At 52.5% G+C, this 22,929-nt stretch carries 22 protein-coding genes; 15 read left to right on the top strand and 7 right to left on the bottom strand.

Going from position 1 to position 22,929, the window contains the following annotated elements; genetic code table 11:
* Nucleotides 1–20 precede the first annotated feature (20 nt).
* The gene (locus J7445_RS09360; RefSeq protein ID WP_244969475.1) at nt 21–1,304 is read right to left on the bottom strand and encodes a tetratricopeptide repeat protein; all 1,284 of its coding nucleotides are present in this window, start codon (nt 1,302–1,304) and stop codon (nt 21–23) included.
* Between the two features lie 377 nt (nt 1,305–1,681).
* Between J7445_RS09360 and J7445_RS09355 the strand changes: the two genes are divergently transcribed.
* The 3 genes from J7445_RS09355 to J7445_RS09345 are packed head-to-tail and all read left to right on the top strand — an operon-like array spanning nt 1,682 to nt 2,846.
* Nucleotides 1,682–2,032 (top strand): helix-turn-helix domain-containing protein, encoded by a 351-nt coding sequence (locus tag J7445_RS09355; RefSeq protein WP_240600356.1) that lies wholly within the window; start codon nt 1,682–1,684, stop codon nt 2,030–2,032.
* Nucleotides 1,936–2,364 carry an IS3 family transposase gene (locus J7445_RS09350; RefSeq protein WP_209283019.1) on the top strand — a complete coding sequence of 143 codons (429 nt, stop codon included), beginning with the start codon at nt 1,936–1,938 and terminating at the stop codon, nt 2,362–2,364. The genes J7445_RS09355 and J7445_RS09350 overlap by 97 nt, the downstream gene beginning before the upstream one ends.
* Nucleotides 2,295–2,846 carry an IS3 family transposase gene (locus tag J7445_RS09345; protein WP_209283018.1) on the top strand — a complete coding sequence of 184 codons (552 nt, stop codon included), beginning with the start codon at nt 2,295–2,297 and terminating at the stop codon, nt 2,844–2,846. Before J7445_RS09350 ends, J7445_RS09345 begins: the two co-directional genes overlap by 70 nt.
* 97 nt (nt 2,847–2,943) lie before the next feature.
* On the opposite strand, the gene orn is transcribed toward J7445_RS09345, so the two are convergent.
* Entirely contained in the window at nt 2,944–3,492 is a 549-nt protein-coding gene (gene orn / locus J7445_RS09340; RefSeq protein WP_070859907.1) for an oligoribonuclease, read from the bottom strand.
* 201 nt (nt 3,493–3,693) lie between these two features.
* On the opposite strand from orn, the gene fabI reads away from it, so the two are divergent.
* On the top strand, nt 3,694–4,482 hold the full coding sequence (fabI, locus tag J7445_RS09335) for an enoyl-ACP reductase FabI (RefSeq protein WP_019271015.1): 789 nt from the start codon (nt 3,694–3,696) through the stop codon (nt 4,480–4,482).
* Nucleotides 4,483–4,764: 282 nt separating this feature from the next.
* Nucleotides 4,765–5,208, top strand: a complete 444-nt coding sequence (gene mscL / locus J7445_RS09330) for a large conductance mechanosensitive channel protein MscL (RefSeq protein ID WP_070859905.1) — start codon at nt 4,765–4,767, stop codon at nt 5,206–5,208.
* A 240-nt stretch (nt 5,209–5,448) separates the two neighbouring features.
* Here mscL and hslO read toward each other — a convergent pair whose 3' ends face one another.
* Complete coding sequence (gene hslO / locus J7445_RS09325) at nt 5,449–6,354, bottom strand: Hsp33 family molecular chaperone HslO (protein WP_070859903.1); 906 nt, start codon at nt 6,352–6,354, stop codon at nt 5,449–5,451.
* A gap of 208 nt (nt 6,355–6,562) precedes the next feature.
* Between hslO and J7445_RS09320 the strand changes: the two genes are divergently transcribed.
* Complete coding sequence (locus J7445_RS09320) at nt 6,563–7,570, top strand: IS5 family transposase (RefSeq protein WP_209282970.1); 1,008 nt, start codon at nt 6,563–6,565, stop codon at nt 7,568–7,570.
* A 166-nt stretch (nt 7,571–7,736) separates the two neighbouring features.
* Here J7445_RS09320 and J7445_RS09315 read toward each other — a convergent pair whose 3' ends face one another.
* Nucleotides 7,737–9,380 carry an ABC1 kinase family protein gene (locus J7445_RS09315; protein ID WP_070859901.1) on the bottom strand — a complete coding sequence of 548 codons (1,644 nt, stop codon included), beginning with the start codon at nt 9,378–9,380 and terminating at the stop codon, nt 7,737–7,739.
* 170 nt (nt 9,381–9,550) lie between these two features.
* On the opposite strand from J7445_RS09315, the gene J7445_RS09310 reads away from it, so the two are divergent.
* The 3 genes from J7445_RS09310 to J7445_RS09300 all read left to right on the top strand — a co-directional run bounded on the left by J7445_RS09310 (nt 9,551) and on the right by J7445_RS09300 (nt 12,203).
* Complete coding sequence (locus J7445_RS09310; RefSeq protein ID WP_070859899.1) at nt 9,551–10,210, top strand: C40 family peptidase; 660 nt, start codon at nt 9,551–9,553, stop codon at nt 10,208–10,210.
* An 18-nt stretch (nt 10,211–10,228) separates the two neighbouring features.
* Entirely contained in the window at nt 10,229–10,447 is a 219-nt protein-coding gene (locus J7445_RS09305; RefSeq protein WP_070859898.1) for a hypothetical protein, read from the top strand.
* A gap of 331 nt (nt 10,448–10,778) precedes the next feature.
* Nucleotides 10,779–12,203, top strand: coding sequence for an alanine/glycine:cation symporter family protein (locus tag J7445_RS09300; protein WP_019271021.1), 1,425 nt, complete (start codon nt 10,779–10,781; stop codon nt 12,201–12,203).
* A gap of 160 nt (nt 12,204–12,363) precedes the next feature.
* On the opposite strand, the gene rsmG is transcribed toward J7445_RS09300, so the two are convergent.
* Together rsmG and J7445_RS09290 are read right to left on the bottom strand one after the other, a co-directional pair.
* On the bottom strand, nt 12,364–12,987 hold the full coding sequence (gene rsmG, locus J7445_RS09295; protein WP_019271022.1) for a 16S rRNA (guanine(527)-N(7))-methyltransferase RsmG: 624 nt from the start codon (nt 12,985–12,987) through the stop codon (nt 12,364–12,366).
* Between the two features lie 198 nt (nt 12,988–13,185).
* Nucleotides 13,186–14,184, bottom strand: coding sequence for an RluA family pseudouridine synthase (locus J7445_RS09290; protein WP_209283017.1), 999 nt, complete (start codon nt 14,182–14,184; stop codon nt 13,186–13,188).
* Between the two features lie 566 nt (nt 14,185–14,750).
* Between J7445_RS09290 and J7445_RS09285 the strand changes: the two genes are divergently transcribed.
* The gene (locus J7445_RS09285) at nt 14,751–17,768 is read left to right on the top strand and encodes an Rne/Rng family ribonuclease (RefSeq protein ID WP_209283374.1); all 3,018 of its coding nucleotides are present in this window, start codon (nt 14,751–14,753) and stop codon (nt 17,766–17,768) included.
* Between the two features lie 101 nt (nt 17,769–17,869).
* On the opposite strand, the gene J7445_RS09280 is transcribed toward J7445_RS09285, so the two are convergent.
* Nucleotides 17,870–18,076, bottom strand: coding sequence for a hypothetical protein (locus J7445_RS09280; protein WP_070656364.1), 207 nt, complete (start codon nt 18,074–18,076; stop codon nt 17,870–17,872).
* A gap of 323 nt (nt 18,077–18,399) precedes the next feature.
* On the opposite strand from J7445_RS09280, the gene J7445_RS09275 reads away from it, so the two are divergent.
* The 5 genes from J7445_RS09275 to rplW all read left to right on the top strand — a co-directional run bounded on the left by J7445_RS09275 (nt 18,400) and on the right by rplW (nt 22,924).
* On the top strand, nt 18,400–19,614 hold the full coding sequence (locus tag J7445_RS09275) for an MFS transporter (protein WP_070656366.1): 1,215 nt from the start codon (nt 18,400–18,402) through the stop codon (nt 19,612–19,614).
* Nucleotides 19,615–19,763: 149 nt separating this feature from the next.
* On the top strand, nt 19,764–21,047 hold the full coding sequence (locus J7445_RS09270; RefSeq protein WP_425326068.1) for an AmpG family muropeptide MFS transporter: 1,284 nt from the start codon (nt 19,764–19,766) through the stop codon (nt 21,045–21,047).
* A gap of 301 nt (nt 21,048–21,348) precedes the next feature.
* Nucleotides 21,349–21,993, top strand: a complete 645-nt coding sequence (gene rplC, locus J7445_RS09265) for a 50S ribosomal protein L3 (RefSeq protein WP_002215400.1) — start codon at nt 21,349–21,351, stop codon at nt 21,991–21,993.
* On the top strand, nt 21,993–22,613 hold the full coding sequence (gene rplD / locus J7445_RS09260; RefSeq protein ID WP_019271029.1) for a 50S ribosomal protein L4: 621 nt from the start codon (nt 21,993–21,995) through the stop codon (nt 22,611–22,613). The genes rplC and rplD overlap by 1 nt, the downstream gene beginning before the upstream one ends.
* On the top strand, nt 22,610–22,924 hold the full coding sequence (rplW, locus tag J7445_RS09255; protein ID WP_002231529.1) for a 50S ribosomal protein L23: 315 nt from the start codon (nt 22,610–22,612) through the stop codon (nt 22,922–22,924). The genes rplD and rplW overlap by 4 nt, the downstream gene beginning before the upstream one ends.
* Nucleotides 22,925–22,929: the final 5 nt, after the last annotated feature.

The following is a 22,929-nucleotide window of genomic DNA, read 5'->3' as shown; positions in this document are numbered from 1 at the left end:
AAATCAACGGCGGCGTATCTTCAACGTTCGCACTGCCATTGCTCCAATATTGCCCTGAGTTCCTGCGGGTTGCCATATCCGTTGTCTGCTGCCGCCTGAAGGTAATCGTAGGCGGCGGGAACATTCATGGCGGTACCTTGTCCGTGGTAGAGGAGGAATGCCGAATAATATTGCGCTTCAGGATGGTTTTGTTCCGCCGCTATGCCGAACCAGTACGCCGCCGAACCGGCATCGGCAGGAATGCCCAGACCGTGATAATAGATTTTGCCTAACCCGGCTGCTGCATCGGCATGATTGCAGACGGCGGCTTCCAGATAAAGCCGTCGTGCGCGCGCGTAGTCTTTTTTTTGTCCGATGCCGTCAAGGCAGGCGGTGGCAGAGCGGCAAAGCTGCTCGGTTTCCTGACGCTGCAAGGCTTCGGATTTGAGTTTTTCGTAATGTTCGGGTTGGTGCAGGGCGGCCTCGCTGAGCAGCTTCTGTACGGCGGCCATGCTGCCCAATGCGGCGGCGTGGCGGTAGTATTGTTGCGCGGCGGATAAGTCGGGGCGTATGCCCAGTCCGTAGCGGCAGAGGTCGCCCATCAGGCATAACGCGTCCGGAAACTGCCTGTCTGCGGCGGTTCTGGCGTATTTGAATGCCTGTAACGGGTCGCGGTCGGTCAGCTTGCCGGTCAGATATTGCCGTGCCAGGGCGGTTTGCGCCGCCGCATTGCCCTGAACGGCGGCAAGCCTGTACCAAGACAGGGCGTCTTGGTTTCCTTTTGCAGCCAATAAATCTGCCAGCAGGATTTGTGCTTCGACCCAGCCGTGTTCGGCGGCATATTCCAAATAGACTTCTGCCTGCGCAGAATCGGCAGAAACGCCGCAGCCGTAAAGGAAGGATTTCCCTAATTGCAGGCATGCCTGCGACCAGCCCTGGGAGGCTGCCTGGTTGTACCAATTTAGCGCCTTTTCCCAATTATCCGCCAAGGCATACTGCCGCGCGATAAGGTATTGCGCTTCAGGGGATTGCGGGGCGGCGCATTGTGCCCAATAGAGAAATTGCAGGTCGTTGCGTTCTGCGTAATAACGCATCAGTGCGGTTTGCGCCGCTGAGAACCCGCGTTCGCCGAAATCTGCGTAGGCAGCCAGCAGTTTGTCGGCAGCCAGCCCGAAACGGTCGCTCCAATGCAGCAACCTGTATGCCTTATCCGGAAACCCTCCGGATGCGATGTATTCTATGCCTGATAATACCCTACGGTTTTCCTTGCCGCCAAGCAACATGCCGCACATACGGTATACCGCTTCTTCGTTCCCGTCTTCCATGATTTGCCGCAAAGGCAAAAAGTCCCGAAGATTGCCCTCGAAAGGGGGTTCTGTCGGGACGATATCTTGCAGCGATAATCGTTTGGGAATGATGGTCATGGCATCGGAATAGGCATTTTGAGTAGTGTATTATACTGTTTTCTGTAATTGTGTGTCAGCGTTTGTTCAGAATCTTGAAATTTGGAACCGGTATTTTTGTCGGTTTGCCGCATTGATACGGTAGCATTTGGCAGGAGATGCGTAGATTTCGGGAGGGTGTATGACTGACGTAAGCGCGCTACACAGACTTTCAAAATATAAAAAGGTCGTCTGAAAGAATTGAACTGCACCCCAAAAGTTGGACACATCCCCTCCAACTCACAAGGTGCAGTTTTTTTATGAGCAAATATACATTACACTTCAAATACCAAGCCGTACTCCACTACCTGCACATACGCAGCCAACAGCGTACCGCAGACCATTACGGCATCTCACGAACCCACCTGCGGCGATGGATACGCGCCTATCAGGAAGGCGGCATCGGCGCACTCGAACATCCCCAATCCAAAACCATGACCGACCACCGCAAAAACCCCTTCATCGCCGACAAACCCGACCAAGAAAAAACACAGGCAGAGCTTATCGAAGAGTTGTGCTATATGCGCGCAAAGGTCGCCTACCTAAAGGAGTTGAAAGCCCTCAGCCAAAAGCAGACCGCAAAGGACAAAGCCAAACCGTCCAAGCACTGAGGGCGCAACACCCGCTCAAATACCTGCTGCACATCGCAAACCTGCCCAAAAGCAGCTTTTACTACCATCACCAAGACCGGCCCGACCCCGATGCAGCCGACAAAGCCCTTATCGCCGAAATCTACGAACGGCATAAAGGACGCTACGGGCAAAGGCGCATTGCCGCAGCATTGGATTGGAACCGCAAAAAAGCAGCGAGGTTGATGAAGCAGTTGGGGCTGAAAGCCCTTATACGGGCGAAAAAGCCTACCGCCATCCCGCCATGGGCGAAATATCGGAACACCTCCTCAAACGCCGGTTCAAAGCCCGAAAGCCCAACGAAAAATGGCTGACCGACGTGACCGAACTCAAAGGGAGCGACGGCAAACTGTACCTCTCGCCAATCTTGGACTTGTTCAACCGCGAAATCGTCGCCTACGCCATGAGCCGCAATGCTAACAGTGAAATGGTGAAGGAAATGCTCGAAAAAGCCGCACCCCGTCTGACTGATAAGGGAACGATGCTGCATTCCGACCAAGGTGTGCTGTACCGTACGGCGGGGTATAGGGAATTGCTTGCGGAGCATTCCATGGTGCAAAGCATGTCGCGAAAGGCGAACTGTTGGGACAATGCACCGATGGAAAGCTTCTTTGCGGTGCTGAAGTTTGCGGTGCTGAAGACGGAGTGTTTCTACCGTGCAGGAGAATTGACGGTGGACGAATTGATGAAACAGATAGATGATTATATGGATTACTACAACCGGGAGCGTTGCAGTTTGAAATTGAAAAAGCTGAGTCCTGTCGCATACAGAACCCAGCTTACACAGAGCGCCTGAAAAGGCTTTTATGAGTGTCCAAGATTTGGGGTCCAGTTCAAATGGATTTGAGGCTTTCAGACGACCTTTTTGTATTGCTGCTTGTATTGGCAAGGATTTAAGGCAGTTTCAAGAAGTTTTCGCGGTAGTAGCGCATTTCCTCGATGCTTTCGAGAATGTCGTCCAAAGCCTGATGCGAACCGCGTTTCACCACGCCTTTGGCAACGGGCGGATTCCAACGTTTGGCGAGTTCTTTCAGGGTGGACACGTCCAGATTGCGGTAGTGGAAATACGCTTCGAGGCGCGGCATGTATTTGACCATAAAGCGGCGGTCTTGATGGATGGAGTTGCCGCACATCGGCGTGGCTTTTTCGGGAATCCATTGCGCGATAAAGTCCAGCAGTTTTTGTTCCACTTCCGCTTCGGTGAGTTGCGATTCACGCACGCGCCGGGTCAATCCTGTACGCTCGTGGGTGGCGGTGTTCCACGCGTCCATGCCGTCGAGCAGTTCGTTGCTTTGGTGGACGACATAAACTTCGGACTGCGCCAAGACGTTCAAATCGGAGTCGGTAATAATCATGGCAACTTCGATGATGCGTTCGCGCTCGGGGTCAAGCCCGGTCATTTCCATATCGAGCCAGCAGAGGTTGCTTGCGTTTTGGGTCATTTCAGACAGCCTTTTCCGTTGAAAACAATGGGCAGCATTATAAGGGATTTGATGTGCAAAGGTCGTCTGAAAAGGTTTCAGACGACCTTCGTTTTCCGTCAGGACGACAGGTTATCTCTTGTTTTCTATACCGAAACCGCCCCAGTTTGCTATAATGCCCAGTTTCATCAAACCGCAATACCACACTTTAAAGGACAAAAAATGGGTTTTCTGCAAGGTAAAAAAATCCTGATCACCGGCATGATTTCCGAGCGCTCCATCGCTTACGGCATTGCCAAAGCCTGCCGCGAACAAGGCGCGGATTTGGCATTTACCTACGTTGTTGACAAACTGGAAGAGCGCGTCCGCAAAATGGCCGCCGAATTGGGTTCCGAACTCGTGTTCCGCTGCGATGTCGCCAGCGACGACGAAATCAACCAAGTTTTCGTCGATTTGGGCAAACATTGGGACGGCTTGGACGGCCTCGTCCACTCCATCGGCTTCGCACCGAAAGAAGCCTTGAGCGGCGACTTCCTCGATAGCATCAGCCGCGAAGCGTTTAACACCGCACACGAAATTTCCGCATACAGCCTGCCCGCATTGGCAAAAGCCGCCCGTCCGATGATGCGCGGCAGGAACTCCGCCATCGTCGCCCTGAGCTACTTGGGCGCGGTTCGTGCGATTCCCAACTACAACGTCATGGGTATGGCGAAAGCCAGCCTTGAAGCAGGCATCCGTTTTACCGCCGCCTGCTTGGGCAAAGAAGGCATCCGTTGCAACGGCATTTCCGCCGGTCCGATCAAAACCCTCGCTGCTTCCGGCATTGCCGATTTCAGCAAACTCTTGGGACACGTCGCTTCCCACAACCCGCTCGGCCGCAACGTAACCATCGATGAAGTGGGCAACACCGCCGCCTTCCTGCTCTCCGAACTTTCTTCAGGCATTACCGGCGAAATCACTTACGTTGACGGCGGTTACAGCATCAACGCCCTGAACGACGAAGAGGCGTAATTATTTGTAATATTTTGTAGAAAAAGACAACTTATTACGCAAAAATCCGTCTGAATAAGTGGTGTAAAAAAGTTACACTCCGATTTCAGACGGTTCTTTTTTCATATAAAAGGCGGCATATTTCGGGAATTTTGTCATAAAAACAAATTTTAACTTTTATAAAATTTGTTTAACGAATAACACGATACCATGCCTGCCGGTTTGGAAAAGTCCGTCCGTCGCTTCGGATGCGCTTTTTTAAAAATTTCACTCTATTATCCACAAACATACAGGAGGACATTTATGTCTATTGCTTCAGAATTCAAACAGTTTATTATGCGCGGCAACGTTATAGACTTGGCAGTCGGTATGGTCGTCGGTACTGCGTTCAGCGGCATCGTTAAATCTTTGGTTGACGACGTAATCATGCCCCCTATCGGTCTGTTGATCGGCGGCGTTGACTTCTCCAACCTGTTCATTACCCTGAAAGACGGCGCGCAAGCTGATCCGGAAGGCGGTTATGCCAGCTTGGCAGCAGCCCAGGCAGCCGGTGCTGTTACCCTGAACCTCGGCCTGTTCATCAACTCCGTTATCAGCTTCCTGATCATTGCTGCTGCGATTTTTGCCGTTATCAAAGCATTGAACTCCATGAAAAAAGCCGAAGCGCCTGTTGAAGAAGCACCTGCAGAGCCTAGCGAAGAAGTATTGCTGTTGCGCGAAATCCGCGACTCTTTGAACAAAAAATAATCTAATCTTTTGAAGATTTGAAATAAAAGGTCGTCTGAAGCCTAATATGCCGTTTCAGACGACCTTTTTTGTATCCGTTTGCCTTTGATTTTAAAGCAGGCGATAAGGTTCGGACTTATGGGAAACACACGTTACGGGCTTGTTTCTTCTAAAACCCGCACCGATAAAAAATGAAAGGTCGTCTGAAACCTAAAATCGGTTTCAGACGACCTTTGCTTAATTAATATTAAGCGTTGATGTTTATTGCAGACGCTTGGCTTCGTCTAGGACGGCGTTGACGACATCGGCACCGAAGAGGGCGTTGACATCGGTTTCGTCGAAGACGTATTTGGCATGGCAGAAGTCGCAGTCGATTTGGATGCTGCCTTGTTCTGCGACCACGCCGCCGACTTCTTCGCCACCCAGCATAAGCAGCATATCGCTGACTTTTCCGCGCGAACAGGTGCAGGCGAATTCGATATTTTCGGGATCGAAGACACGCGGAGGGGTTTCGTGGAAGAGACGGTAGAGAGCGTGTTGTGCGTCCAGCCCGGTCAGTTCTTCGGGAGTCAGGGTTTGAACCAGCGTGCTGACATGTTCCCATGATGCCGCGTCAGGTTCTGTCTCAGGCAGGCGTTGCACCAAGAGTCCGCCGCAGGCATCGTCTGATGATGCAAGGACGATTTGGGTATCGAGCTGTTCGGAGCGTTTGGTGTAGTTGATAAGCATTTGGGCGATGCTGCCGCCTTCGAGCGGGACGACCCCCTGCCAAGGTTCTGCGTCTTTGGGCTGAAGGGTAAGGACGAAGACGCTGTTGCTGCCGAGAAGGTCGGTCAGGCTTTCGTCGTCGTTGATGTCGGCGGTTTCGTCCCAACGTGCGGTGGCGCGGACGGTTTGGTCGGAAGTAGCTTCGACAACGAGCATTTTCAGACGACCTTGCCCTTGAACTTGGACGATGAGCGTGCCGTCGGTTTTGAGGTTGCCGGACAGGAGCGCGCCTGTGGCAAGGAGTTCGCCTAAGGCACGGCGGATGGCGGGGGGATAGTGTTTTTGTCCGACGATGTGTTTCCATACGTTTTCAAGGCGGACGTGCAGGCCGCGAACGGGCATATCGTCGAAGATGAAGCGGGTGCGGATGTCGGCGTGGTTGATTTGGGTTTGCGGCATAAATTCCTCTGTTATATCTGGATGACGGGTTGACGGCTATATGGTTGCGTCCGCAGGGAAATCAAGGTCGTCTGAAAACGTTTTGGCGAAACCTGCGCCCTTGGTTTTCAGACGACCTTTTTGTTTTTGAACTGATTGATGATTTGAGACCTTTGCAAAATTCCCCAAAATCCCCTAAATTCCCACCAAGACATTTAGGGGATTTCTCATGAGCACCTTCTTCCGGCAAACCGCACAAGCCATGATTGCCAAACACATCGACCGCTTCCCACTATTGAAGTTGGATCAAGTGATTGATTGGCAGCCGGTCGAACAGTACCTGAATCGTCAAAGAACCCGTTACCTCCGAGACCACCGCGGCCGTCCCGCCTATTCCCTGTTGTCCATGTTCAAAGCCGTCCTGCTCGGACAATGGCACAGCCTCTCCGATCCCGAACTCGAACACAGCCTCATCATCCGCATCGATTTCAACCTGTTTTGCCGCTTTGACGAACTGAGCATCCCCGATTACAGCACCTTATGCCGCTACCGCAACTGGCTGGCGCAAGACGACACCCTGTCCGAATTGCTGGAACTGATTAACTGCCAACTGACCGAAAAAAACCTAAAAGTAGAGAAAGCATCCGCCGCCGTCATTGACGCCACCATTATTCAAACTGCCGGCAGCAAACAGCGTCAGGCTATAGAAGTCGATGAAGAAGGACAAGTCAGCGGCCAAACCACACCGAGTAAGGACAAAGATGCCCGTTGGACAAAGAAAAACGGCCTCTACAGACTCGGTTACAAACAACATACCCGTACCGATGAGGAAGGCTATATCGAGAAACTGCACATCACCCCCGCCAATACCCATGAGTGTAACCACCTGTTGCCTTTGCTGGAAGGAATAGCCAAAGACACAACCGTCTATGCCGACAAAGGCTACGACAGTGCGGAAAACCGGCAACATCTGAAAGACCATCGGTTGCTGGACGGCATTATGCGCAAAGCCCACCGCAACCGTCCGCTGACGGAAGTGCAAACCAAACGTAACCGATATTTGTCGAAGACCCGTTATGTGGTCGAACAAAGCTTCGGTACGCTGCACCGTAAATTCCGCTACGCCCGGGCAGCCTATTTTGGGCTGATTAAAGTGAGTGCGCAAAGCCATCTGAAGGCGATGTGTTTGAACCTGTTGAAAGCGGCTAACAGGCTAAGTGTGCCTGTTGCCGCCTAAAAGGCGGCCCGGATGCCTGATTATCAGGTATCCGGGGAGGATTAAGGGGGTATTTGGGTAAAATCAGGAGCAATTAGTGGCAGAAACAGCCGAAAACCTGTGTTTGGGTTTCGGCTGTCGGGGAAAGGGCTTTTTTGCAAAGGTCTCGATTTGAGCAAACGTGCGGCTAGTGTTTCCCCGACCGCCACACCGACCAGATAATCCACAGGCTGTTGGCGAAGGCGATAAGGTAGCCGACGAAGCCGATAAACTTGGGGCCGGTGTCTATACTCATGACGATGGACGAACCGATAATGAGGGCGGCGGTGACGATGCCCATGGTCAGGCGGTTGGCGGCGCTGTCGATTTGATGGCTGATGCGGTCTGACTGCTTGAGGTCTAGGGTGATGCCGAATTTGCCTTTTTGCAGCATTCTGGTCAGCCTGAAGAAGTCTTGTGGCAGCGACTCCGCCATTTGAAATAGGGTGCGCAGTTGCGTTTTGGCGTTGCGGGCGATGTGGGCGGCGGAGGCTTGTTCTTTGACGGCGGCTTCGGTGATGGGTTTGGCGCGTTCGAGCAGTTCGATACTGCCGTCGAGCCGTTTGACGACGCCTTCGAGGGTGATGAGGGTTTTGAAGAGCATCACGAGGTCGCCGGGCAGGGTCAGCCCGTGGCGGCGCATGATGGAAGTGATGTCGTTGATGACTTGGCTGACGCGCAGGTCGCGGATGGGCGTGTGTTCGTAGTTGAGCAGCATTTCCAAAACATCGGCGCCGAGCAGGTTTTCGTCGGGCAAATCGCCCTGCGCCCAGTCGCTGAGGACGTATTGGATGAGCAGCGCGTCGTTTTTGGTCAGAGCGTTGATAAGGTTGAGGATTTCGCGGCGGCGGGTGTTGCCGAGGTGTCCGACCAGCCCGAAGTCGATGAAGGTGATGCCGCCGTTGTCGTTGATGAAGATGTTGCCCGGATGGGGGTCGGCATGGAAAAAACCTTGCCGCAGCATCATGGTGAAGAGGGTGTCGGTAATCCGTCCGGCAAGTCCGCTGCGCAAGGAGTGGGGCATGGTGTCGAGGTCGGCGTCTTTCAGGAGCGTGCCGCCGATGTAGTCTTGTACGAGGATGTGCCGGTTGGAAATGTCGGGATAGACGGCGGGGATGCGGACCAAGGGGTCGTCTGAAAAGGTCTGGCCGAAGCGCTGCATATAACGCAGCTCCACCGATAAATCGGTTTCTTTCGCCAGACTCTTGGCAAAATAGGCGACCATCAATACGGGCTGGTAACGGCGCACTTCGGGGATTTCGGATTCCATCAGTCTGGCGAGGTGGTTCAAAATCCGCAGATCCGCCTGAATGACCGGCTCGATGTCGGGGCGTTTGACTTTGACGGCGACGGCAGTTCCGTCTAAAAGTTCGGCGCGGTGTACCTGAGCCACCGACGCGCTGCCTGCGGGTTTCGGGTCTATGCTGCGGAACACTTCGGAAACGGGTTTGCCCAAATAGGCTTCGACCAAAGTATAGATTTCAGACGACGGTATCGGCGCGACGTTGCTTTGCAGTTGTTCGAACTCTTCAATCCACTCCGCCCCGAAAATATCGACCCGCGTGGACAATACCTGACCGAGTTTGACGAAGGTCGGACCCAACTCTTCAAACGCTTTGCGAAAGCGTCGCGGCGTACTCATATAACGGCTGTCGGGATGCACTTCGTCTCCGCCCGCCGCGCCCAAACGGATACGCTGAACAAAGCCGCCCAAGCCGTATTTCGTCAGTACGGTAATAATTTCGCGCATTCTGGAAAAGTCGCGCATAGCGAGCAGAGTGGGTATCATCATCGGTTGAGTATCTTTGCAAATTTTTTTATAAACAACGCTTTAACGCAATATAACAGACGCTTTTTTGCCAAACATCCTGTTTTTTATATACAATCGCCTGCATATCTCAGATACAGAATAACATAATAGCAGGCGGCAGACAGGTCGTCTGAAAATGGAATCAGTCAAACATGAAAGCCTTATCCAGGCTGGCGGCACTATTGGTTTCGGCCTGTATGCTGTCCGGCATTCATTTTGCAAGCGCCGACGATCTCGATTCGTTCGTCAAAAACAGGCAGCAGGTTTTAAACCAATTTGAAGATGCAAAACAGCCTGTCCCCGCACAGGCTCCGCAGATAAATTTCCAACCCGCGCGCGCGGCAACTCCCGTTGTACATTCCATTCCTTCAGCTTCGGCAGTACCCGTCCGTGCATCGAGAAGTTCAGACAGTGCCGACGAACTCATCGGCAGCGCGATGGGGCTTTTGGGTGTTGCCTACCGTTACGGCGGCACATCAGCATCCACAGGTTTCGATTGCAGCGGCTTTATGCAGCATATCTTCAGACGCTCAATGGGGCTGAACCTCCCCCGTACCTCCGCCGAACAGGCAAAAATGGGCGTCGGCATATCCCGCGGCGAATTACAGCCGGGCGATATGGTATTTTTCCGCACGATGGGACGCGGCAGGATTTCCCATGTCGGACTCTACATCGGCAACGATCGTTTCATCCACGCTCCGCGTACCGGCAAACGCATTGAAATCACTAGCCTCAGCAACAAATACTGGAACGCCAAATACGCCTTTGCACGCCGCGTGAAGAAAAACGATCCGTCCCGTTTTCTCAATTAAGTTTAGGAAAGCAACAACGTGAGTATGCCTGAAATGCCAAAATGGTACGACGACGACGGGCAAATCGTATCCTGCACTGAAAAAGTGAAAGTCATGACGGAAAACATGACCGAGCTTTATCAAACAGCACAAGACGCATTTGAAGACGCGCTTCTGATGGGCTGCAGTGAAAAACAGTTGCGCGAATACCTGCAAGCCTTGATTGAAGGTGTGGAAAACCCATATCGGAAAGCTTAGTCGACAATATATTTCCTACAACGGTATGGCTTTTGCCATGCCGTTTTTTATGGACCGTAAAACAGCAAGGCCGTCTGAAAGCTGCAATATGCTTTCAGACGACCTTTTTTGCTTGCCCAAATCGGAGCCTGTGTCGTGTAATGCAAGGAAACTCTATGATATTTATCAAGATTATGCCAATACTGAAACTGTAAAGTTTTTTCAGTTTGTCAACAGTCTGCTAGAATAGCGCGTTTTGGCGTTGGGTGTTGTCCCAATGTCGTCTGAAAACAGCTTTGCGGCACTTTGACAGGATTATCCCTTCGGAGAGCCGTATCTAGAAAGGCTTTTTATGGATAACTTTACCGAATTGCTGCACCAATGGGTTCAGAAAATCAACGATCCGATGTGGACAGGGCTGGTGTATGTATTGTTGGGTGCAGGTCTGTTCTTCACACTTGCCACCGGTTTCGTACAATTCCGCCTGCTCGGACGCAGTATCAAAGAAATGCTCGGCGGCCGCAAACAAGGCGATGATCCGCACGGTATTACGCCGTTTCAGGCTTTCGTTACCGGACTTGCCAGCCGCGTAGGCGTGGGCAACATCGCGGGCGTGGCGATTGCCATCAGCGTCGGCGGTCCGGGTGCAGTATTCTGGATGTGGATTACCGCATTAATCGGCATGAGCTCGGCGTTTGTCGAATCTTCGCTGGCGCAGTTGTTCAAAATCCGCGATTACGACAACCATCATTTCCGCGGCGGTCCTGCTTACTATATTACTCAAGGTTTGGGTCAGAAATGGTTGGGCATCGTATTTGCATTGAGCTTGATTTTCTGCTTCGGATTCGTTTATGAAGCCGTTCAAACCAACACCATCGCCGTAACCGCCAAAGCTGCGTGGGGCTGGGACGAACATGCGGTCGGCGTCGCATTGGTCATCATGACTGCACCGATTATTTTCGGCGGTATCCGCCGCGTTTCCCGCTTCGCCGAAATGCTTGTCCCGCTGATGGCAACTTTATATCTGCTGATGGCGCTCTACATCATCATTACTAACATTAGCCTGATTCCGCATGTTTTCGGTCAGATTTTTAGCAGCGCGTTCAAATTTGAGGCTGCCGGTGGCGGCCTGCTCGGCGGTTTGATTTCGCAAACCATGATGATCGGTATTAAACGCGGTCTGTATTCTAACGAAGCAGGTCAAGGTTCTGCGCCTAACGCTGCCGCAGCCGCCGAAGTCAAACATCCTGTTTCCCAAGGTATGATTCAGATGTTGGGTGTATTCGTCGATACGATTATTGTGTGTTCCTGCACGGCGTTTATCGTTTTGGTTTACCAACAACCTTACGGTGATTTGAGCGGCGCAGAGTTGACCCAAGCTGCGATTGTCAGCCAGGTCGGCGCATGGGGCGCGGATTTCTTGGCAATCATTCTGTTTATGTTTGCCTTCTCTACCGTCATCGGCAACTATGCCTATGCCGAATCAAACGTGCAGTTCATCAAAAGCCATTGGCTGCTGACCGCCTTGTTCCGTATGATGGTATTGGGCTGGGTATATTTCGGCGCAGTCGCCAACGTGCCGCTGGTTTGGGATATGGCGGATATGGCGATGGGTACGATGGCATGGATTAACCTGGTCGCCATCTTACTCCTCTCTCCGCTTGCCTTCCTGCTGTTGAGGGACTACACGTCGAAACTGAAAATGGGCAAAGACCCCGTCTTCAAACTTTCCGAACATCCGGGTTTGAAACGCAAAATCAAATCCGATATTTGGTAAATCAAAAAACCGCCCTGCAAGTAGGGCGGTTTTTTATGGCGGACTGAAATGGCAAAATGCCTACGCTTATGCTTCCGCATACATACAAAGGTCGTCTGAAATGCCTGTTTCGGGTTTTCAGACGATCTTCTTCAATATTCAGACTCAATGTTCGGAAGGCTCAAACTTTTTTCAAAACCACCATATGCCGTTCTGCATCCAAACCGGGGACGTGGAGGGCTTCGACGCGTTCGACGGCGACGGTGTCGGGAAGTTTGGCGATTTCTTCTTCGGGGTACACGCCTTTCATGGCGACCCAGCGGCCGCCGTCTTTCAGCAGATGTGCCGTCCAGTTGACGAAGTCGGCGAGTTCGGCGAAGGCGCGGCTGGTGATGATGTCGGCTTGGAAGTCTTGAACGGCTTCGACGCGGCCGCTGACGACGCGGACGTTGGCGAGTCCGAGTTCGATGACAGCTTGTTGTAGGAAGGCGGTTTTTTTGGTGTTGGCGTCCAGAAGGGTGATGTTGAGGTCGGGACGGCAGATGGCAGTGGGAATGCCGGGCTGTCCGCCGCCGGAGCCGACATCCAGCATGGTGTGCGCACCTTGGAGGTAGGGGAGCAGGGTCAGGCTGTCGAGCAGGTGGTGGCTGACCATTTGCGCTTCGTCGCGCAGGGCGGTGAGGTTGTAGGTCTTGTTCCACTTTTTGAGCAGGTCGGTATAGGCGAGCAGATGGGTTTGCTGTTCTGCGGATAGGTCCAAACCTAATGCCTGTATGCCTGCTTGGAGTTGCTGTGTCGGGGTCATGGTGTTTGTCCGTGTTGTGTCGGGCGTTATGGTAGCGGAAAAAAAGGTCGTCTGAAAGGCGTGGGGTTATTAAGGGATTAGGTTCTCAGGGCAGTGGAGTTGTAGCGTGGGCTTTGCCCACGAAACTTGTTGTCTGACAATCCGGATTTGTCTGTTGTCTTTGCACTCGTGTCGTGGGCAAAGCCCACGCTACGGGTTTCAGACGACCTTTCCTGCGTTTTCCAGCATCAGGACAAATTGTGCCAAGTCTTGCGGCAGCGGGGCTTTTAAGATGAGTTTTTCGCCTGTCAGCGGGTGGTCGAGGTGCAGCTCGGCGGCGTGGAGGAACATTCGTCTCAAACCGAGTTTCTGGAGGCGTTTGTTGGCTTGGTAGTCGCCGTAGCGTTCGTCGCCGACGATGGGGCATTGCTGCGATTGGAGGTGGACGCGGATTTGGTGGGTGCGGCCGGTTTTTAGGGTGGCTTGCACGAGGGTGAGGTGCGAGAGACCGACTTGGTGCAGGAGGTCGTCTGAAAAGCGGTTGAGCACGCGAAAGATGGTGTGCGCGGATTGGCCGTCTTCGCTGACGCGCACCATTTTTTCGCCTTGTGCGCCGGTGTATTTGAACAGGGGCAGTTTGACGTGGAAGCTGTCGTTCGGCAGTTTGCCTACGCCCAGCGCGAGGTAGATTTTTTTAGGGTGGTCGTTGCGGATGGCTTCGTGCAGTTTGATAAGCGCGCTGCGTTTTTTGGCGATCATCAGGAGGCCGCTGGTGTCTTTGTCGAGGCGGTGGACGAGTTCGAGATAGCGGGCTTCGGGGCGGGCGCGGCGGATTTGTTCGATGACGCCGAAGCTCACGCCGCTGCCGCCGTGGACGGCGGTGCCTGCTGGTTTGTCGATGACGAGTAACGCGTCGTCTTCGTAGATGATGGTAAATTCGCGCGCGGGTACGGCTTGGGCGCGGTTTTCAGACGACCTTTGCTTTTCGGCGGTGCGCACGGGCGGGATGCGAAGCAAGTCGCCTGTCTGGATGCGGCTGTCGGGTTTGCAGCGTTTTTTGTTCAGGCGCACTTCGCCGGCGCGGATAATGCGGTGGATATGGCTTTTGGGTACGCCTTTGAGGATTTTTATCAGATAGTTGTCAAGGCGTTGGCCGGCTTCGTGCTCGGCGACGGTAATCAGGCTGACTGAATCTTTGCTTATTGCGTGCGTTTTCATCTATAATCCCGAACATCCGTTTCGGCAGAAACCTGTACAAACAGGCCGTATGGGACGGATGGTATTGTTAAAACGAGATTTTATATTAAAAACGCACTCTGCAAAGCATTTTCCCTGCGTTTATGCCAAAGCCCGTAAACGCAGGAACGTAATTAAGTTTGATTTGATTTTGCCGATTTGACCGGGCATAAGACGAGGGGCGGGTGTTTGACAAACCTGCCGCGCCGCACCGTTCGAAACTTCCGGCATAACGATAATAAGAAGATGTCGGCTACCTGTTTTCCAAGCCGGACCTGTACCGTCCGGACTTCGGTGGCGGACGGAGCGTTCCGCCGCATTGTTCTTTATTGCCTTCTTTATCCGTACCCTTCCGCACACGGCCGCATTGTTTTGGACGGCGTGCAACCTTGCGGACTTCAATTCAAAAACTGATTGCTCATCCGGGTTTCTGCATCCCGCGCCGAAAAGGGGCGCGGGCTATGCCCAATCCCGTCCGCCTCGCAGAGTGTCTGACAGAGCAGGCAGGTCGTCTGAAAAAGGCTGCCCGCCTGTGCGAGGTAATTATTATGAAAAGAATGTTGTTCAATGCAACGCAAGCGGAAGAGCTGCGCGTTGCCATTGTCGATGGGCAAAACCTTTTGGATTTGGACATCGAAACGCTGGGTAAAGAGCAGCGCAAAGGTAATATTTACAAGGGTATCATCACCCGTATCGAGCCGTCGCTGGAAGCGTGTTTCGTGGATTACGGAACCGACCGCCACGGCTTTTTGCCGTTTAAGGAAGTATCGCGTTCGTATTTCCGCGATTACGAAGGCGGCAGGGCGCGCATTCAAGACGTGCTCAAAGAAGGCATGGAAGTCATCGTTCAAGTCGAAAAAGACGAACGCGGCAACAAAGGCGCGGCGCTGACCACCTTCATCAGCCTTGCCGGACGCTATTTGGTATTGATGCCGAACAACCCGCGCGGCGGCGGCGTATCCCGCCGTATCGAAGGCGAAGAGCGTCAAGAACTCAAAGCCGCTATGGCAGAACTCGACATTCCGAACGGCATGAGCATCATCGCACGCACCGCCGGTATCGGCCGCAGCGCGGAAGAGTTGGAATGGGATTTGAACTACCTCAAACAACTCTGGCAGGCGATCGAAGAAGCAGGAAAAGCGCATCACGACCCTTACCTCCTCTTCATGGAAAGCTCGCTGCTCATCCGCGCCATCCGCGACTATTTCCGTCCCGACATCGGCGAAATTCTGGTGGATAATCAAGAGGTTTACGATCAAGTTGCCGAGTTTATGAGCTACGTCATGCCGAGCAACGTAGGTCGTCTGAAACTCTATCAAGACCATACGCCGCTGTTTTCCCGCTTCCAAATCGAACACCAAATCGAAAGCGCGTTCGCCCGCAGCGTCAGCCTGCCTTCCGGCGGCGCGATTGTGATCGACCATACCGAAGCCTTGGTTTCCATCGACGTCAACTCCGCCCGCGCCACCCGCGGCTCGGACATCGAAGATACCGCGTTCAAAACCAATATGGAAGCTGCCGAAGAAGTCGCCCGCCAAATGCGTTTGCGCGACTTGGGTGGTTTGGTCGTCATCGACTTCATCGACATGGAAAACCCCAAACACCAGCGCGATGTTGAAAACGTCCTGCGCGACGCGCTCAAAAAAGACCGCGCCCGCGTGCAAATGGGCAAGCTGTCCCGCTTCGGTCTCTTGGAATTGAGCCGCCAACGCCTGAAACCCGCTTTGGGCGAAAGCAGCCATGTCGCTTGTCCGCGCTGCGCCGGTACCGGCGTGATCCGTGGCATCGAATCGACCGCCCTGCACGTTTTGCGCATCATTCAAGAAGAAGCGATGAAAGACAATACCGGCGAAGTACACGCCCAAGTGCCCGTCGATGTCGCTACCTTCCTGTTGAACGAAAAACGCGCCGAGCTGTTTGCGATGGAAGAGCGTTTGGACGTCAACGTCGTCCTGATTCCGAATATCCACTTGGAAAATCCGCACTACGAAATCAACCGCATCCGCATCGACGACGTAGAAGAAGACGGCGAACCGAGCTACAAACGCGTTGCCGAGCCGGAAGAAGACGAATCCGCCAAACCTTTCGGCAGCGAAAGAGCCAAAGCCGCCCGTCCCGAACCCGCCGTCAAAGGCGTGCGCCATACCCAGCCTGCCCCGACCGTATCCGAGCAGAAGAGCGGTTCATGGTGGGATAGCTTCAAAGCATGGCTCAAACGCATTTTCGGCGGCAACACCGCAGCCGAAACCGCGCCTGTTGCCGAGGTGGCAGAAAAACGCACTTCAAACGGCAACAACCGCAACGGCAATTCCGGCAACCGCCGCGCAAACAACCGCCGCCAAAACCCGCGCCGCAACAATAGGCACGACGGCAGTAAGGTAGAAGTGCGCGAAGTGGCGGACTTCAAAGACAAAGCAGCGGACAATCAGACAGCGGAAAACGAAACCCGCAACGCCAAAGACAACCGCCGCAGCCGCAACCGTCAAAACGAGCGCAGCGCCGCAGCGGAAGCTGAAAACCTCGAAGTTCAAGCATTTGCCGCGACAACGTCGTCTGAAAACGAATCCCGTTCAGGAGAGCAGGAGCAAGGCAACAAACGCCGCCGCAACAACAACCGCAACGAACGCAACCGCGAACAAGCGGAAATCCGTGCGGAAGAAACCCTGTCCGAAACAGTGGACAACGTGGCGGAAGAGGGCGTGCAAACCGCCGAGGCCGATGCACCGAAAGGCAACGAACGCCGCCAACGCGAGCGCAACAACCAACGCGACCGCCGCGAACGCAATAATCAGCGCGACCGCCGTCAAAACGGTAAAAAACGCAATATTCCGTCTGCCGCCAAAATTGAGCAGTACCTGAATATTCACGATACCTCCGACAAAGTCCGCTTCGCCGCCGCGCACGTCATGGGCGAGCCTGTCGAAGAAGCACCGTTTGCCGTAACCATCCCCGCTCCCGAGGATAGTGCTGAGCCTTTGGTTGTCGTGGTTTCCGAACCCGTTACCGTTGCTGAAGAAGCATTCGTTTTCTCCATCGAAGGCGAAGATGTGGATAGCGACATCTTGATCGAAGACAGCACCGACGACGAATGCAGCATCATCGACTCTGCCATCGGCAGCGTCGAAGAAACTTCGACTTCCGTATTCGCCATCGAAACCGAAGACGGCTACCAACCGATGACCGCCGTCCCGGCTGAAGGCCAGGTCGAAGCCGTTGCCGAAATGGAGGAAGAGCTGGTCGTTTGGAAAGCCGAACGCGAAGCTGCCGCCGCCATCGAAGCCCTTGCCGCCGCAGCCGCCCAAGCAGCAGAATCGGAGCCGCAAACTGCGCCGGAAGCAAGCCAAGTGGAAGCGACCGAACCGGAAGAAACTGCCCCTGCCGTTGCCGCGATGCCCGACTTAGGCGGTTTGGTGTTTGTCGAAACCAATCCCGAAGCCGTCGCCGCTTTTGCCGAACAGGTTCAGCCCGAACCCGAATCCGGCTTGCGCCGCTCGGACGTGCCGAAAGTCGAAGCCGAACCCGTCGCCGCTGCCGAAATGGTCTTGGTGGAAACGAGCAAAGACTAAAGGCTGAAAGAAAAGGGCATCGTTAAGATACCCGAATCGATAAAAAGGTCGTCTGAAACCGAAATTTGGGTTTCAGACGACCTTTTTGTATGCAGTCCTACCTATTTTCTTTTTTTGAAATGTTTATAGGCAATCCAGACAGCAAGAAGCAGCGGCAACAAAAAACGGGCATAGGGATACCACGGATGATCGATGTGCCAGTATCCGTGTCGTCCTTGCGGAACGGTGTCGTAGCGGTAACGGTCGGGATAAAAATTAATCCAAACCGTTATCACTATCCATAGTGCAATATCCCTGATTATTTTCATGCTGCTCCTTCTTAATCAACAATCATCTGTCCGAGAACGTTATTTCGAGCCGAAGGCACGGATTGGTTAGGTGTTTGCGGTCGAAGGTCGTCTGAAAATAAGGTTTCAGGTTTTCAGACGACGTTTTTTCATATATGGTTATCCTGACTCTTATTCCATAATTTGCCGCGCAGATAGAAAAAACGGACAAAGTCTTGCGGATAGAGGTTTTGGCTATATCCAAAGCATCAGGAGTTATTTAGCCGATATCAACCTAATTTGCTAGAATCCGTCGTTTTGCCAGTTGATTGAACGGCATTTTTCAATAGAAACAAACCATAACCATGACACACGCACAGCAAAAATCCCCTAACCTTTGGCTGGTGACCGCCGCTGCCGCCGCCATCCTACTGATTACCATCGGTATGCGCATGACTATGGGGCTGTTTGTCCGTCCGGTCGTCGACTCTACCGAGCTGAGTATCCAAGAGTTCAGCCTGATTATTGCCGTTTTCCAGTTGATGTGGGGCTTGTCCCAGCCGCTTTCCGGCGCGCTTGCCGACCGCTTCGGCGCATTTAAGGTGTTGGGTGGCGGCGCGCTGCTGTTGACATCTGCCTGTCTGATGGTGCCGCAGATGCCGACTTATTGGGGGCTGATGCTGGCAATCGGGCTGCTTTTTGCATTCGGAACAGGCGCGGGCGGTTTCTCCATCATCATGGGACAGGTCGCGGCGAAAGTGCCGCCGCACAAACGTGGTTTGGCTTCGGGGCTGGTCAACGCGGGCGGTTCGGCAGGGCAGTTTCTGTTTGCGCCGCTAGTGCAGGGTTTGTTGATATTGCCTGCCGTCGGCTGGACGGGAACGTTTTACGTTTGGAGCGGCATTGCACTTTTGATCCTGCCGATTTCGTGGTGGCTGGCGGGCGGCAAAAACGCTGTCGCCACGCACCACACGTCGTCTGAAAACGGGCAAACGCTGGGGCAGGCGGTCAAAGCGGCGTTTAAAGACCGAAGCTACATCCTGCTGCACTTAGGCTTTTTTACCTGCGGTTTCCACATTGCGTTTTTGGTAACCCACCTGCCCAACGAGATCGCGCTCTGCGGCCTGCCCGCTTCGGTCGCTTCGACTTCGATTGCGATTATCGGCTTAGCGAACATCGCGGGCTGCATTTTTTCGGGCTGGTGTACGGGGCGGTTTTTGGGCAAATACGTTTTGTTCGGACTCTACGCCTCGCGTGTGGCGATGGTGCTGATATACCTGGCCGCCCCGAGAACCGACGTCAATTTCTACATTTTCGCCGCCGCGCTGGGCTTCACTTGGCTCGCCACCGTCGCCCCGACTGCCGCGATTACGGGCAAGCTGTTCGGCACGCGCTATCTGGCGACGCTGTTCGGACTGACGATGTTGAGCCACCAAATCGGCGGCTTTTTAGGCTCGTATATCGGCGGCATCGTGATTTATCAATTCAACGATTATGGCTGGATGTGGTATGCCGATGCAGTGTTGGCGGGAACGGCGGCTTTGCTGAACCTGCCGATACGCGAGAAGAAAACGGCGTAACCCGCTTAAACACCAAGCCAAGCACAAAGGTCGTCTGAAAACGGAAAAACGGTTTTCAGATGACCTTTTTGATTATTATGCATAGTTTAAAGTTTGTTTAAACAGGATTTGTTACAATGCGCCTTTCTTTTTGATGTTGCTCACCCATTATGACTGCTTCACAACCAAGCACGATGCAGCGGATTTTTTCGCGCAATATGCTGATTTGTATTTTTACGGGCTTCACATCGGGGCTGCCGCTTTATTTCCTATACAGCCTGATTCCTGCGTGGCTGCGCCTCAACGAGGTTAATTTGAAAACCATCGGGCTGTTTGCCCTGATTGGTTTTCCTTACACTTGGAAATTTATCTGGTCTCCGCTCATGGACTCTGTACGCTTGCCGTTTTTAGGTTTGCGGCGCGGCTGGATGCTGGTGATGCAGATAGCGCTTTTGCTGCTTTTGGCTGCCTATGCGTTTGTCCGCCCGCAAGAACACTTGTCCATTATTTTGGGGCTGTCTTTGGTAGTGGCGTTTTTTTCCGCCAGTCAGGATATTGTGATCGATGCTTTCCGCCGAGAAGTGTTATCCGATGAAGAGTTGGTTTTGGGTAACTCGCTGTATGTGAATGCCTATCGTATTTCCTCGTTGATTCCCGCTTCATTAAGTCTGATTTTAGCCGATAGGATGCCTTGGTCGTCCGTCTTCATCATTACCGCGCTATTCATGATTCCGGGGTTGCTTGCCACTTTATTCGTGGCGCGAGAACCGGCACAACAACCCGTAGGTGCAAAAGGGTTTAAAAATACCGTTGTTGAGCCGTTCCGCGATTTCTTTACCCGTCAAAGCATTAAACAGGCGTTGATTATTTTGGCTTTTATCGTGCTGTATAAACTGGGTGACAGTATGGCAACTGCGCTGGCAAACCCGTTTTATATCGATATGGGCTTCTCACCAACTGACATGGGCCTGATTGCGAAAAACGCGGGACTGTGGCCGGCGGTGATTTTCGGGATTATCGGCGGCATTTGGGTAAACAAATTAGGCGTGAACCGTGCATTGTGGCTTTTTGGTTTGGTGCAATGGGTTACGATTTTAGGTTTTGCGTGGCTGGCAAGTTTCGGACATTTCGAGCATGTGGGTGCATCAGAACGAACCATGTTGGCAGTCGTCATTGCTGCCGAGGCAGTAGGTGTCGGCTTGGGTACGGTGGCATTTGTGTCGTATATGGCGCAACAAACCAATACCGCATTTACCGCCACACAGTTTGCGCTGCTGTCCAGCCTATCCGCTGTACCGCGTACGTTTATGAATGCGACAGCAGGGTTTCTGATTGAAGCGATGGGCTACGTTAATTTCTTTTGGCTGTGTTTCATGTTAGGGATTCCGGGTATGTTGCTGCTGTTTAAAGTTGCACCTTGGAACGGTGACAAAGCGAAGCAGTCCGCCGTTTGAATGTATCGGTAGGATAAAAGGTCGTCTGAAAACCTATGATTGTGGGTTTCAGACGACCTTTTGTTAAATATGGAGGGTGATTTGTGTGTAAACAACACGCCGCTTCCCTCGGGTATATAGACGGCGAAATATCAATTTATAGGGATAAAAAGCACGAGTAAGCCCCTGTGTTAAAAAAAGATTGGTATTTGCTTGATTTGTCGATTATAATGGCGGACTTGGTGCATTTGTGCCAAGTTTTATCATTGTCCGAAGGTAGGCCAATCGTAGCCCGCCCCTTTACTTTAAAAGGAAAATAATCATGACTTTAGGTCTGGTTGGACGCAAAGTTGGTATGACCCGCGTGTTCGACGAACAGGGTGTTTCTGTTCCGGTAACCGTTTTGGATATGTCTGCCAACCGCGTTACACAAGTAAAATCCAAAGATACTGACGGCTATACTGCCGTTCAAGTTACCTTTGGTCAGAAAAAAGCTAACCGTGTCAACAAAGCCGAAGCCGGACACTTTGCAAAAGCAGGTGTTGAAGCCGGTCGTGGTTTGATCGAGTTTGCTTTGACTGAAGAAAAACTGGCTGAATTGAAAGCCGGTGACGAAATCACCGTTTCTATGTTTGAAGTCGGTCAACTGGTCGATGTAACCGGTACCTCTAAAGGTAAAGGTTTCTCCGGTACGATCAAACGTCATAACTTCGGTGCCCAACGTACTTCCCACGGTAACTCCCGTTCTCACCGTGTTCCAGGTTCTATCGGTATGGCGCAAGACCCAGGTCGCGTGTTCCCCGGTAAACGCATGGCCGGTCAATACGGCAACACCAAAGCAACTGTCCAAAAACTGGAAGTTGTCCGTGTTGATGCAGAACGCCAACTGCTGTTGGTTAAGGGTGCTGTTCCGGGTGCGGTCAACAGCGATGTTGTAGTTCGTCCTAGCGTGAAAGTAGGTGCGTAATGGAATTGAAAGTAATTGACGCTAAAGGACAAGTTTCAGGCAGTCTGTCTGTTTCTGATGCTTTGTTCGCTCGCGAATACAATGAAGCGTTGGTTCATCAGCTGGTAAATGCCTACTTGGCAAACGCCCGTTCTGGCAACCGCGCTCAAAAAACCCGTGCCGAAGTAAAACACTCAACCAAAAAACCATGGCGTCAAAAAGGTACCGGCCGTGCCCGTTCCGGTATGACTTCTTCTCCGCTGTGGCGTAAAGGTGGTCGTGCGTTCCCGAACAAACCCGACGAAAACTTCACTCAAAAAGTAAACCGTAAAATGTACCGTGCCGGTATGGCGACTATCCTGTCCCAATTGGCTCGTGACGAGCGTTTGTTTGCTATCGAAGCGTTGACTGCTGAAACTCCTAAAACCAAAGTTTTTGCCGAACAAGTGAAAAATCTGGGTCTGGAGCAAGTGCTGTTTGTAATCAAACAGCTCGATGAGAATGTTTACTTGGCTTCACGCAACTTGCCAAATGTGTTGGTTTTGGAAGCTCAACAAGTTGATCCTTACAGCTTGCTGCGTTACAAAAAAGTAATCATCACTAAAGATGCAGTTGCACAATTAGAGGAGCAATGGGTATGAATCAACAACGTTTGACTCAAGTGATTTTGGCACCTATCGTTTCTGAAAAAAGCAACGTATTGGCTGAAAAACGCAACCAAATGACGTTTAAAGTTTTGGCAAATGCAACCAAACCTGAAATCAAAGCTGCTGTTGAGCTGCTGTTCGGTGTTCAAGTTGCTTCTGTAACTACCGTTACCACTAAAGGTAAAACTAAGCGTTTTGGTCGTACTTTGGGCCGCCGCAGCGATGTTAAAAAAGCTTATGTAAGCTTGGCTGCCGGTCAAGAGTTGGATTTGGAAGCCGCTGCTGCAGCTGCAGATAAGGAATAAACAAA

The sequence above is a fragment of the Neisseria sicca genome, assembly GCF_017753665.1.
Taxonomy (GTDB): domain Bacteria; phylum Pseudomonadota; class Gammaproteobacteria; order Burkholderiales; family Neisseriaceae; genus Neisseria; species Neisseria flava.
Note: the sequence above shows the minus strand (reverse complement) of the source record. Positions and strands in the feature narration are given on the sequence as shown.

Bases quoted from the DNA above. Each gene is read 5' to 3' on its own strand.
- mscL (WP_070859905.1), top strand. From the start codon at position 4,765: ATGTCTATTGCTTCAGAATTCAAACAGTTTATTATGCGCGGCAACGTT.
- J7445_RS09275 (WP_070656366.1), top strand. From the start codon at position 18,400: ATGACACACGCACAGCAAAAATCCCCTAACCTTTGGCTGGTGACCGCC.
- J7445_RS09280 (WP_070656364.1), bottom strand. From the start codon at position 18,076: ATGAAAATAATCAGGGATATTGCACTATGGATAGTGATAACGGTTTGG.
- J7445_RS09270 (WP_425326068.1), top strand. From the start codon at position 19,764: ATGACTGCTTCACAACCAAGCACGATGCAGCGGATTTTTTCGCGCAAT.
- rsmG (WP_019271022.1), bottom strand. From the start codon at position 12,987: ATGACCCCGACACAGCAACTCCAAGCAGGCATACAGGCATTAGGTTTG.
- J7445_RS09320 (WP_209282970.1), top strand. From the start codon at position 6,563: ATGAGCACCTTCTTCCGGCAAACCGCACAAGCCATGATTGCCAAACAC.
- J7445_RS09355 (WP_240600356.1), top strand. From the start codon at position 1,682: ATGAGCAAATATACATTACACTTCAAATACCAAGCCGTACTCCACTAC.
- J7445_RS09310 (WP_070859899.1), top strand. From the start codon at position 9,551: ATGAAAGCCTTATCCAGGCTGGCGGCACTATTGGTTTCGGCCTGTATG.
- J7445_RS09285 (WP_209283374.1), top strand. From the start codon at position 14,751: ATGAAAAGAATGTTGTTCAATGCAACGCAAGCGGAAGAGCTGCGCGTT.
- fabI (WP_019271015.1), top strand. From the start codon at position 3,694: ATGGGTTTTCTGCAAGGTAAAAAAATCCTGATCACCGGCATGATTTCC.
- hslO (WP_070859903.1), bottom strand. From the start codon at position 6,354: ATGCCGCAAACCCAAATCAACCACGCCGACATCCGCACCCGCTTCATC.
- rplC (WP_002215400.1), top strand. From the start codon at position 21,349: ATGACTTTAGGTCTGGTTGGACGCAAAGTTGGTATGACCCGCGTGTTC.
- J7445_RS09360 (WP_244969475.1), bottom strand. From the start codon at position 1,304: ATGGAAGACGGGAACGAAGAAGCGGTATACCGTATGTGCGGCATGTTG.
- rplW (WP_002231529.1), top strand. From the start codon at position 22,610: ATGAATCAACAACGTTTGACTCAAGTGATTTTGGCACCTATCGTTTCT.
- J7445_RS09345 (WP_209283018.1), top strand. From the start codon at position 2,295: ATGGGCGAAATATCGGAACACCTCCTCAAACGCCGGTTCAAAGCCCGA.
- J7445_RS09300 (WP_019271021.1), top strand. From the start codon at position 10,779: ATGGATAACTTTACCGAATTGCTGCACCAATGGGTTCAGAAAATCAAC.
- orn (WP_070859907.1), bottom strand. From the start codon at position 3,492: ATGACCCAAAACGCAAGCAACCTCTGCTGGCTCGATATGGAAATGACC.
- J7445_RS09315 (WP_070859901.1), bottom strand. From the start codon at position 9,380: ATGATGATACCCACTCTGCTCGCTATGCGCGACTTTTCCAGAATGCGC.
- J7445_RS09290 (WP_209283017.1), bottom strand. From the start codon at position 14,184: ATGAAAACGCACGCAATAAGCAAAGATTCAGTCAGCCTGATTACCGTC.
- rplD (WP_019271029.1), top strand. From the start codon at position 21,993: ATGGAATTGAAAGTAATTGACGCTAAAGGACAAGTTTCAGGCAGTCTG.